The following is an 11441-nucleotide window of genomic DNA, read 5'->3' on the forward strand; positions in this document are numbered from 1 at the left end:
ATTTCACAGCTTATCTCATTTTCTAATACAAGAACCGTCGTTGCTAGATGTGGTTGGACAGATATTTGCCATCGAGTGTAATAAAGCGTAATAGAACTTTGTAGTCTTTATGGGTAACTTTAGCTTAATCTAGCTAAGGAAAAGACGACTATGAAAAACGAACTTGATATAGCAATTGTTGGTGGCGGTGTGTCTGGTGTTTACAGCGCGTGGAGGCTACAACAGCATGAAGGCAAAGAAAAGCGTATTGCGCTATTTGAATACAGTGACCGCATAGGCGGGCGTTTATATAGTAAAAAGTTACCAGGGTTACCAAATGTAGTTGCCGAGTTGGGGGGAATGCGCTTTATTCCTTCAGATCACGTTATGGTTAATGCATTAGTTAATGATTTGAACCTGAAAACGCAAAACTTCCCAATGGGTTCTTCCTTACCCATGTACCCTGATTCAAAAGATCCCGCTGTGAAAGATATAAAAGCGGGCAGTGAAAATAATCTCTTTTATTTGCGCGGTCAGTATTTTCGTTACCGAGATTTTGCGCAGTGCCCTGACAAAATACCTTATAAGTTAAACGCATCTGAACGCGGCTATGGACCCGAGGATTTACAAGTTAAGGTGATGAACTTAATTTGTCCTGGTTTTGCTGACATGAGCTTGTGCGAGCAAATGAAAGTTAAAGTATTTGGCAAAGAGATCTGGAAGTATGGTTTTTGGAATTTACTTGAGCGAGTACTAAGTAACGAAGCCTATTTATTCATGAAAGAGGCTGGCGGGTACGATGCTAATGTTGCTAATGCAAGTGCGGTTACTCAGCTGCCAGCAACAGAATACAGTGATGACACTGAGTTTCTCACTCTCACAGATGGATTTCAGGCACTGCCATTAACGCTGTGCGCGCAGTTTAAAGCGTTAAAAAGTTGTTTAGCCGAAGACGAAAAAGTACAAATGAATAAACGGCTAGTAAAAATTAACTACCTGAATGATCCTGATTATCGATATGAATTAATATTTCAATCAACGTGTACAGATCAATACGGCAAAACAATTGATGACGTAACCGTCACTGAGCAGGAAATTGTAAAAGCGAAACAACTAATTTTGGCAATGCCACGACGTTCATTAGAACTTATCGAGTCGGAGTTTTTTGCTGATCCGTGGTTAAAAGAAAATATTCCTTCAGTACTTATACAAAAAGCGCTAAAAATGTTTATGGCTTACGAGCAGCCTTGGTGGCGAAGCTTAGGCCTAGTTGCAGGTCGTTCAGTGACCGACTTACCAATTAGGCAAACATATTATATGGGAACAGAGTGCGACCAAGCAGGCGGTTTACCAAATACAAACTCGTTATTGATGGCGTCATATAATGACATAGGCTCTATCCCCTATTGGAAAGGCTTAGAATCGGGTGAGTTATATTCTGGTTACACACCCAGCTATGGATGTGAAGGCTATACCCCACAAGAAATAGTCCCTAAAAGCCAATGCCAAATAACCACAGGTATGGTGGAAGCCGCACATAGACAAATTGAAGCGCTTCATGAGCAAAAAGAATTGGCGATGCCGTATTCTGCCATTTACCAAGATTGGGGAGACGCCCCATATGGCGGAGGATGGCATGAATGGAAAGCAAATTACCGTTTAGATGAAATTATGTGTCGTATGCGCCACCCTGTTGAGAAAGAAAAGATTTATATTATTGGTGAGGCGTACTCATACGAGCAAGGTTGGGTTGAAGGTGCTTTAAATACTGCAGAATCAACACTCGAGGAATTTTTTGATTTACCCACACCATGCTGGCTAAAGCAACAACATAACTATTTACCCGTTGATTGTAATAAAGCCTGTAACGATAAAATTGAAAAAAAACAGCCTAATGCATGCAGTAAAACGCTAGACGAAGTAACAAAATTTGCGTACGAAGGAATTAACCATGAGTACTAATAATTTTACGGTTGCTGACTATTTATTAACGCGCTTAAAAGAGCAAGGCCTAGAAAAAATATTTCAAGTACCGGGTGACTATGTACAGGAGTTTATGAGCGCACTTGATAAGTTTGATGGTATTGATGCGATTGGCGACATAACGGAGTTAGGTGCAGGTTATGCGGCCGAAGGTTATGCTCGTTACAAAGGGATTGGCGCAGTGTCTGTACAATATGGAGTCGGTACATTAAGTGTTATAAACGCAATTGCAGGGGCCTATGTTGAAAGAAATCCTGTGGTGGTGATAACGGCCAGCCCATCAATTGATGATCGAAAAATTATCGCAGATACCGGCGCATTATTTCATCATTCAACGGGTAACTATAAATCAAACCAAACTATATTTGAAAGTGTCACCGTGGCAAGCGAAATACTGTCAGATTCTGAAACGGCTCCTCAAATTATCGATGCAGCGTTGGCGTGTGCAATAAAAGAAAAAAGGCCAATTTACTTAGAAGCTTGGCAGAATGTGTGGGGAGCAGAATGTTCGACTCCAGCGTACCCGCTTGTTATTACCGATACGTCCGTTGATTTAAATATGCAAACTGCATTACTACACGCGGCTATACACAAGCTAGAAACTGCACAACAGCCAGTAATTATGCTTGGCATAGAAATAGCGAGATTAGGTTTACAAGATAAAGTAGAGAAGCTTTTAACTTCGCTTAATATTGCGTATACCACTACCACGTTAGCTAAGTCGGTGATCAGCGAGCGAAGTGGAGTCGGTCACGATTTATTTGTAGGCACCTATGCAGGTGAAGCCTCATTACCTGAAACGTTCGATTATGTGTCGCAGTGCGATGCAATTTTAGCGCTTGGCGCTATTTTTACTGATGATTACCTCACTATGCTAACTAAGCAAGGTTCTGATCTAATAAGAGTTAATATGGATGGTGCGCTTGTTGGCAATAGTGATCACTTCATCCATACCAGCTTAACTGTATTTATTAGCGAATTGACGGCATATTTTGAGCGATCAACTTCGTCTTTGAACTCAGTCTCTTTTAAGTTAAATACACCATTAAACACTGAGCTTGCTGATTTTCACAGTCAAATAAGCTACGAAAGCTTCTTTACTCTTTATCAACAAGAGTTAAACGGATCTCGTAGCTTAAAAGGTTACAACCTTATTTTAGGTGAAAGTTCATCACTTTATATGGCTGCAAGATTGATTGGCATAGAAAAAAGCCACTTTGTTAGTGATGCCGCGTGGGGATCATTGGGCCATGAAACCGGATGCTCTTTGGGTGTGTCACTTGCTAATGATAATCGCAGTATAGTTATTGCAGGTGATGGTGGTTTTATGATGATGTGTCAGACACTCTCAACACTGAGTCGTAATCACTGTAATACCGCTGTATTTGTAATGAGTAACGAGGTGTATGCCATTGAGCAATCATTTGTAGATATTTGCGCATTTACACCTGAGGGGAAATTTGCTCCTTTTGATGAATTACCTTCTTGGAACTACGAAGCATTAGCTCAAGCTTACGGTGTTAAATATTTAAATGTCAATTCGGTGGCGGATCTGCAAAATGCACTTAATATCTTATATGAAGATACGTCAACGCCTTACCTCATTAAAGTTGATATTGCACGTGATGATTTAGCGCCAGCAATCCAAACGCTTGCAGAATCAGTAACAGGTCAAAAACGTGACGAGTGTATATGTCACAAGGATAATAAAGGGACTATACGATGAATAACCCAAATACAGTTCATGAAGTTTCGCAGCTGCCGCACGAGCAACTTAAAAGCGCACAGAGCCTTATGGCAACTTATTGGAATAATACGCTAAGGTTGGTTCAAGCACTTAAATCTTCGGGTTTTAAGGATGATCAGCTGCTAACTCAAGCATCACCCTCGGTGTCTGAAACTCCAGGTTTAACAGGGTATCAAGCGCAAACCCTTATATTTAATACTCGTTTGCGATTCAATCCTGCAGTTATCGTAATGTGTGAATCAACAGAAAATGTAGCACAGGCTTACAAGCAAGCAATTAGCTTAAACTTACCGATCCGCGTTCGTTCTGGTGGGCACGATCACGAAGGGGAGTGTACGGGCACCGATGTGATTTTATTAGATTTGAGCCGATTAAAAGAGTTTAACGTTAAGAAAGTGAACGGTGACTATATTGCAAATATAGGCTCCGGTTATCGCTTTTTTCAGGTGGTACCAAAGCTTGCTGACAATAACCCGCCATTGACAATACCGCATGGTACATGCGCAACAGTCGGTTTGGCGGGGTTCATTCAAGGCGGAGGCTGGGGACCATGGACTCGCAGTAAAGGAATGTGTTGTGAATCGCTGGTGGGGGCTACGGTTGTATTAGGCAACGGTGAAGTTATCGAAGTAAATGCTGAGGACGATATTGTTGATGCAAACGACCCATCCCATAAAAAACTATTATGGGCACTACGTGGTGGCGGGGCATTAAGCTACGGTATTGTTACCCACTTTAAAGTAAAAGCATTTGAGATCCCAGACGAGATCCATCGCTTTGTAATAAACTGGAATACTAATGACGAACATGCTTTGTCTACGCTTGAGCTTTTATCGCAATGGGAAGATGTTATAAATAATGCAAGTACCGACAAGCTGGTAGGCACTAATTTAAAAATTAATGCTATTGCGGCTAACAGTCAAAACAAGCCTTTGTGCCACCCAAGTACCATGTACGGCTATTGGCAGGGAAGTTGGCAAGCGTTAGAACAATTTGTCTCAAACCACTTTCCAAATAGTACGCCAATACATCAAGGTACAGATACTAAAGCGAACTATAATAGTGCATTAATGGGAAATTGGTCACGAAACTCCCTTTTCGATGTATTAAAAAAGCAAAAGCGTTTAGGTAGTTTAGCTAATGCCGATGGCACGCCATTTACGCCTGATTTTGATGCACCAGCACCCCATAAATTAACCTCTAAGGTTGTAAAAGGTAGCGGTTTAACAAAAAACGGAAAAGAGCAGTTAATTCAAAGCTTAACGTCAGATCTGATTAATGCTAAGAGTAGTGATTTAGGTTTATTCAGCTACGTTACACTTGGTGCAATTGCAGGTCCTTTTTATAATGAAATAAGCGAAAAAGAAGCAAACGCCCGCGTTTCATTTCCTTATTCAAAATCGCAGTACACTATTCAGTACCAAACATGGTGGAATGAGTCTGTTGAGTTAAAAGAACAAGGTCAAAATAATGAAGTCTACAATTACATTAATAGAGCAATGGATTGGATTGAGGTAAGCCGAGAGACCCAAATTGAAGGGACTGAAGGCGCATTTATTAGCTTTAAAGACAGTGCAATTCCTACAAAAGACTATTTTCTTGGCAGTTATGAGGATCTTATGAAGGTAAAAGAAAGGTATTCGCGTGACCCTGCTAACCACCTGAGGTCACGTAAAACGATTATTTAATTTGATTGTATTAAGCTTTTTTAAGCCATAAAAATTTAAGTTAGTTAAAATGTCATTTTTATTTTATTAAAAAGTAAAAATGGCATTTTTAATCGGATATAAGATTCTAGTTAAAATCTATAAATCTTTGCAAGGCGTGTGGTAACTATAGCTATGGTATAAGTAGATGCTAGGTGTATGGGGTTGTGTTAAAATCGCCGCGTTTAATTTTAGCTAACGGTATAAAAGGCTTTTTTCATGGCAAATACAGCACACGCACTTCACATTTTGGTTAAGCACAAAGAGATTGCAGAAGATATTATTAAGCAGTTGGGCAAAGGTGCAAAGTTTCAAACCTTAGCTAAAAAGTATTCGTCATGCCCATCGGGTAAAAAAGGCGGAGATTTAGGCGAATTTGGACGCGGCCAAATGGTTCCACAATTTGATAAAATTGCGTTTAAAGGCGCAATTTTAGAGCCGCACCTAGTTAAAACAAAATTTGGCTGGCATGTAATTAAAGTACTTTATCGCACTTAATTACTCGTAATTAAATACGTCATCCTCGGTAAATATAAAATAAGAGTAGTAATGCTTGCTATGCGTTACCTTTAACTGAGTTTGACTGACCAGTTTGGGCATTGACGCCGTATGGGAAGCGTTTATCTAGCCACCCATTTTAATCTAGTTTATTTCATTTTTAGCTAACGATTTGCAAAGTAATTAGAGTGGGTGTCTAGCTTATTCTTGCACCAAATATTTTTAAATTAGCTGACGATGCTATCGATGATCTTGTATGTTCAATGATCCCTCCGCATAAACGTAGAAGTGCCGGCTGTAGTATTCGCCCTATAATATTGGACTTAGATGGTGATGGTCTTTCCTATGCAAAATTAGACAATTCACCATATTTATTTGATGTAAATAATGATGGGATTCGTGATAAATTAAGTTGGCCCACTAAAGGAAATGCTGTTCTTTTTGCTGATTGGAATGGTTCTGGCATTATAGACAAACACACTGAATTTATGTTTTCTCTATTTTCTCCTAAAAAGTCTGCTACTGATTTAGAGGGCTTAATGACGTTTGATTATGATAGTAATAACGTAATAAACAATTTAGATCCAATTTTTGAAAAGTTATTTATTTGGAATGATAAAAACGAAGATGGGTTGCAGACAAATGATGAGATTAATAGCTTAGATGGCCTTGGAATTAACTTGTATTTTACTGAAAAGGACCTAAAAAATGCTATAAACTTTAAACTCGATAGTGAAATTGACCAAATATTTAAGTTTAAGTCACTTACACTTGAGGGGAACGCATATAGCATACGAATGAAAGTGAGATTAAATTAATGCTAAAAAAAATGACATTGACTTTTGACCTTAAAAAACTTTTGCGTCTACACCGCTGGACTTTAGCGGTAGTGATTTTTATCTTAATAGTGTGGTTTACTACGCCTGATACTTGGTCTCATAAAGAGACCTACTTTAGAGCAGTAACACTGCGCCAATTATCAATTATTCTCGTACCGATATTTATCGCTTTTTCTCTCGTAGATTTTTTTAATAAAAAACCTATTATTGTCGATTTAAATGAGCAGACATTGATTCAAGGTGAAAAAGTTATAGATTTAAGTAAAGCAGACCATATCACGATTGTTGAAAAGCCCGTGATTAAATCAATTGAGATACATTTTTCTAAATATGGTTATTCTTTAGTTAAGATACCAGGGTGGTTTATTGAAGATGTCACACTGACTAGCTTGAATTTCTATCACTATGCTAAAAATACAGATAAAAAATTTAGTATATCCAGAAAAAGAACTAGTCCTTTAAAAGGCAGTATTATTTAGTTTACAGTATAGGCAGATTTAATTTTGAAGTATCTAACTGTTAAGCATCTATAAAGAGGACGTTCAAAATTCAGTGTCAACCTAAACTCTTTTCGCTTAAAAGTGAAAGGCTGCAATGTGCAGCCTTTTTTAGTTTTAAACAACAATTTTACTCGTTAAGCGTCTTGCTTGGCTTCTTCTTCACTAATTTGTTTAAGTGCTTGAATGAATGAGTCGCTTGGTTGTCCGCCAGTGAGTGCATATTTATCGTTTATGATAAACGTAGGGACTGACGTAATGCCCATTTGTTTAAAATTGTCTTGCTCTTGGCGTACGTCTTGTACGTATTTGTCTGAGTGTAGAATACCGCGCGCAGTTTCTTTATCAAGACCCACTTTTTCAACTACGTCGAGCAACGCTTCTTCTTGATTTAAATATTTTAAATCAGTGAAGTGCGCTTCAAAAAAGGCAAGTTTAAGCTGCGTTTGCTTACCTTCTTCACGTGCCCACATTAATAAACGATGCAAATCAAAGCTATTGATCATGATGCGTTTGCCATCAAAGTTAAAGGTAAACCCAGCACGTTGGCCTGCTTCAAACATGTTTTTACGATTTTCGTCGCCTTGCTCTTCAGTTAGGTTGTACTTTTGCATTAAATGTTCGTTTAAGTCTTGACCTTCAATTGGCATATCTGGATTTAGTTCAAAAGGATGCCACGTAATATCTGCGCTCATTTCGTCTTTGAGTTGCTCAAGTGCTGTTTCTAGGTTTTTATAACCTACAACACACCAAGGGCACATTACGTCTGACACGATATCAATTTTAAAGTTTTTCATATTTATCCTTTTGAGGATTGCTTATAGCTGAGTATAAAAAGGATATTGGGTTTAATTTAGCTTTATCAATCGTGAAATTAAAAAGATGGGTTAAATAACGTGTAAGCACAGATTTTTTAGCTTTGCTTAAATTATCTAAAGTCATTATTAATTACCGTTAATCGCATTTTTTATTTATATTTTTAAACATTGTTATGATGGCGTAATAAAGGAGAAACCATGCAACCAAATTATCTACAACGTCAAACGGCATTTAAAGCCAATTTAAACAAACACGGACTTAGCGCTATGTTAGTGCTGGGTTATGAAAATATTCGCTACCTTAGTGGCTTTAGCGGTAACGCAGCCTATGCGTTAATTACCCAAAACAGCTGTGTATTAATTACTGACTATCGTTATTTTGAACGGGCGAGCAATGAATGCCAAGGATTTGATGTTATAAGTCGTGATCGTGATAATGAAACGCTTGGGCATTGTATCAACCGTTTTTTACCCGCAAACGCAATGCTGGGCTTTGATGCTGCATTTATTAATGTGGCGTTGTGGCAGCAAGTAGCTGATGAGTTAAAAGTACAGTCAGTCTTGCCTATTCAAGGACTTATTGAGCAACAACGTCTAATTAAAGATGAGTGGGAGGTACAGCAATTAAAAGCTGCAGCAGCGCTGAGCGATGAAGCGCTTGCGCAAACACTCCCATATTTTACTCAAGGGGTAACTGAGCGAGATTTAGCATTAGAGCTTGAATTTAGAATGCAAAAGCTTGGCTCGAAAGGCATGGCATTTGACACCATTTTGATGTTTGCTGAACGCACGTCGCTTCCGCATGGCACGCCAAGTGAACGCCCGTTAGCTGTAGGTGACTTCATTACGTTAGATTTTGGTGCCGTTGTAAATGGCTACCGCTCAGATATGACACGTAGTTATATTTATGGCGAAGCAAGCGAAAAACAAACGTTCATTTACAACGCGGTACGCGATGCACAAATAGCGGCAATGGGTTTATTAGCACCTAATGTAAGTTGTAAAACACTACAACAAGCATCGCAACAGGTTTTAGATGGCTCAGGCTACGGTGAGTATTCGGGGAAAGGTTTAGGACACGGTGTTGGCCTGTTTTTACATGAGCAGCCTTTTATTACTGAGCACAACAATTTTGCGCTGCAAGCGGGTAATGTTATTACTATAGAGCCAGGTATTTATGTACCAGATTTTGGTGGTGTGCGTTTAGAAGATGACATCTTAATAACGCAGACAGGCTACGAAGTACTTACCCACGCCCCTAAGCCTTTTATCATTTAAAAGTGTCAGGGGGAGTGATTAAACTGCCCCTGCTAAATTACTTTTTAGCGTAAGGTAAACGCGTTAACTTATTGCTGGTGTGATAGCTGTCAAGGCCAGTTATTGCAACCGTTTCTATCGCTTGTAAATCTAAAAAACCATCGCTTTGCAGTGCTGCTTTATCTAAGTAAACATCCATTATTTCACCAATCACTAGCTCTGTACCATTGATTGCTAGATGTTGGTTTTCGACAAATTTAACAGCGTATTTTAATCGACTCTCTTGCACAAACGGGGCTGTGAAATCGTCAAAATATTGAGGTGTTAATCCTGTGGCATCAAACTCAGATTCTTCTTTATCGTAGCGAGCTGATGTTTGATGCGCTTGTTTATAAATTGATTTATTTACTTGATTTATAGTGTAAACACCACTTTGTAAAATGTTTTCAAACGTGTGGCGAGGCACACTGTGTGGCCGCATTATCATCCCTACCAAAGGTGGATGCGCGCCTAAATGAATAACAGAGCTTACAATCGATAAATTGGTATTGCCTTGTAAGTCTTGTGTGCCTATTAAATTTGCACTTTTATAACCCGAAAGCGAATTAATTAAATGAGTGCGAGTATGTTTTTCAAGTGCGTCTATTTGCGCTTTAGTAAAATGCATTAAAAATCCTTACCACGGTATAGTAGCGCCTTGCCAATCTAGATAAGCAGGTTCGCCGTTTAGTTCCAATTCGGGGTTATTATTAGTGAGTTCAAAAAGTTGCTTAGCTACAAATGCAGGCGTAAATAGCTTACCGATAGGTACGTTTTTTTGAAATGGTTTAGACAGTTCAGTGTCGGTAGTCCCTGGGTGGAACAAAATTAATTTGGTGTTTTTAGCACGACGACTAAGCTCTATAGCGGCTGTTTTAAATAGCATATTGAGTGCCGCTTTAGATGCGCGATAGGTATACCAACCACCGAGTTTATTGTCGTTTATACTGCCCACTCGGGCGCTCAATGCGGTAATAGTACACCGCGTTTTATGTGTCAGTAGTGGTAATACACTTTGCAGGCACAGAAGTGGAGTGAGGGTGTTTGCGTTCAAAAGCTCATTAAAGTATTCAGCATTTAAATCTTCTAATTTTTTTTCTGGCATGTGTTGGGTATTATGAAGCTTACCGTTAAACATAATAACTTGGTGTAAATCAGTGGTAGCATCTTTTAAAAACTGGGTTAAGCTTACCAAACTTTCAGCGCTGTAATCAGTAGCAAAGTGTTCAATATTTGCACTGAGGCTGCTTGCAAAATTACCAGAGCTGACACACACTATTTTAAATTGCGCTGTGTAATCATCTAAATGTTCAATGTAGGCTTTTGCAATAGCGCTGCTGGCACCGAATAAAATAATGGTTTTCATTTATCACCTTTTACTTTTATTTCGCATTGGCCATTACTGCATTGAGTTTTAGGCATTAAAAATCGACTAATAGGGTGTCGATACTTTGCAAAGAACTGGTATCCGCAATCAGCGAAAAAGCGAATTATTGGCAAGCGAAGAACTTTCAGCCAGCGATGTTTGCCCACTAACTTCCATGCTTGATACGTTACATCAAGTCCGTAAATCATCTCACCAGATTGTTTTTGAGCGTGCAAAAATCTCATCGCCTTTACTTTATTTATAGCTGGGTAACGCTCGCAAAAATCAGCCGCATTAAGATCCTCAAGCACAATTTGTTTTTTGATGTCGGCTTGCTTGAGCTGCTGCATTTCGGTGCTGCAAAGAGGACAGTTACCATCGTAAAAAATGATCATATAGATGCTTTGTGATTATTTTATATATGCTTTTTTACGACAAGACTTTGCAAATGGATCTATTAAATATCGCTTTATGATGATATTAATAAGACTCTAGGGACTGTTTATCTTTCGAGGTTGAATTTGCAGCAGACTGTTTGGTATTTAGGCAAGGCAGCGCCTATGTAGTGTGGTTATTCCCCATAAATAGGCGATAACGCAGCATAAATGCCAAACATGCGCTGCCCTTTGGGTTCTTTCTAGGGACGATTAACTCTTTGTTGCTCGATTTTTACTTAGCCCACTAGGTTACAAACCTCGCGCCGCGATTAAAT

General features: G+C 39.0%; 12 protein-coding genes. 7 read left to right on the top strand and 5 right to left on the bottom strand.

The genetic code is table 11. The annotated features are described in order from the left end of the window. The first annotated feature begins 150 nt into the window (after window positions 1-150). The 6 genes from ACJJVZ_RS01880 to ACJJVZ_RS01905 all read left to right on the top strand — a co-directional run bounded on the left by ACJJVZ_RS01880 (window position 151) and on the right by ACJJVZ_RS01905 (window position 7231). Complete coding sequence (locus ACJJVZ_RS01880) at window positions 151-1941, top strand: flavin monoamine oxidase family protein (protein ID WP_405597638.1); 1791 nt, start codon at window positions 151-153, stop codon at window positions 1939-1941. Further along, window positions 1931-3688 carry a thiamine pyrophosphate-binding protein gene (locus ACJJVZ_RS01885; protein WP_405597641.1) on the top strand — a complete coding sequence of 586 codons (1758 nt, stop codon included), beginning with the start codon at window positions 1931-1933 and terminating at the stop codon, window positions 3686-3688. Before ACJJVZ_RS01880 ends, ACJJVZ_RS01885 begins: the two co-directional genes overlap by 11 nt. Further along, window positions 3685-5397, top strand: coding sequence for an FAD-dependent oxidoreductase (locus ACJJVZ_RS01890; RefSeq protein WP_405597643.1), 1713 nt, complete (start codon window positions 3685-3687; stop codon window positions 5395-5397). The genes ACJJVZ_RS01885 and ACJJVZ_RS01890 overlap by 4 nt, the downstream gene beginning before the upstream one ends. A 237-nt stretch (window positions 5398-5634) precedes the next feature. After that, window positions 5635-5913 (top strand): peptidylprolyl isomerase, encoded by a 279-nt coding sequence (locus ACJJVZ_RS01895; RefSeq protein ID WP_008171402.1) that lies wholly within the window; start codon window positions 5635-5637, stop codon window positions 5911-5913. A 263-nt stretch (window positions 5914-6176) separates the two neighbouring features. Next, window positions 6177-6731, top strand: coding sequence for a hypothetical protein (locus ACJJVZ_RS01900; RefSeq protein ID WP_405597644.1), 555 nt, complete (start codon window positions 6177-6179; stop codon window positions 6729-6731). Continuing rightward, window positions 6731-7231, top strand: coding sequence for a hypothetical protein (locus tag ACJJVZ_RS01905; protein WP_405597646.1), 501 nt, complete (start codon window positions 6731-6733; stop codon window positions 7229-7231). Before ACJJVZ_RS01900 ends, ACJJVZ_RS01905 begins: the two co-directional genes overlap by 1 nt. Window positions 7232-7386: 155 nt before the next feature. Here the strand turns inward: ACJJVZ_RS01905 and ACJJVZ_RS01910 are convergent, their stop codons facing one another. Both ACJJVZ_RS01910 and ACJJVZ_RS01915 read right to left on the bottom strand, forming a co-directional pair. Further along, window positions 7387-8046 (bottom strand): DsbA family oxidoreductase, encoded by a 660-nt coding sequence (locus ACJJVZ_RS01910; RefSeq protein WP_282130336.1) that lies wholly within the window; start codon window positions 8044-8046, stop codon window positions 7387-7389. Next, a complete protein-coding gene (locus ACJJVZ_RS01915) occupies window positions 8033-8191 on the bottom strand; it encodes a hypothetical protein (RefSeq protein ID WP_405597648.1) in 159 nt (52 codons plus the stop codon). The genes ACJJVZ_RS01910 and ACJJVZ_RS01915 overlap by 14 nt, the downstream gene beginning before the upstream one ends. Window positions 8192-8265: 74 nt before the next feature. On the opposite strand from ACJJVZ_RS01915, the gene ACJJVZ_RS01920 reads away from it, so the two are divergent. After that, the gene (locus tag ACJJVZ_RS01920) at window positions 8266-9345 is read left to right on the top strand and encodes a M24 family metallopeptidase (RefSeq protein ID WP_405597650.1); all 1080 of its coding nucleotides are present in this window, start codon (window positions 8266-8268) and stop codon (window positions 9343-9345) included. A gap of 37 nt (window positions 9346-9382) precedes the next feature. Here the strand turns inward: ACJJVZ_RS01920 and ACJJVZ_RS01925 are convergent, their stop codons facing one another. From ACJJVZ_RS01925 to ACJJVZ_RS01935, 3 genes are read right to left on the bottom strand one after another with little or no spacing between them, the layout of a single operon-like run. After that, the gene (locus ACJJVZ_RS01925) at window positions 9383-9991 is read right to left on the bottom strand and encodes a flavin reductase family protein (RefSeq protein ID WP_077535096.1); all 609 of its coding nucleotides are present in this window, start codon (window positions 9989-9991) and stop codon (window positions 9383-9385) included. 9 nt (window positions 9992-10000) lie between these two features. Continuing rightward, entirely contained in the window at window positions 10001-10729 is a 729-nt protein-coding gene (locus ACJJVZ_RS01930; RefSeq protein ID WP_405597652.1) for an SDR family NAD(P)-dependent oxidoreductase, read from the bottom strand. Next, window positions 10726-11124 (bottom strand): thiol-disulfide oxidoreductase DCC family protein, encoded by a 399-nt coding sequence (locus tag ACJJVZ_RS01935; RefSeq protein ID WP_138586567.1) that lies wholly within the window; start codon window positions 11122-11124, stop codon window positions 10726-10728. Before ACJJVZ_RS01935 ends, ACJJVZ_RS01930 begins: the two co-directional genes overlap by 4 nt. Between the last annotated feature and the right edge of the window lie 317 nt (window positions 11125-11441).

It is taken from the genome of Pseudoalteromonas sp. Ld19 (assembly GCF_045064135.1).
In the GTDB taxonomy this organism is placed as follows: Bacteria; Pseudomonadota; Gammaproteobacteria; order Enterobacterales; family Alteromonadaceae; genus Pseudoalteromonas; species Pseudoalteromonas aliena.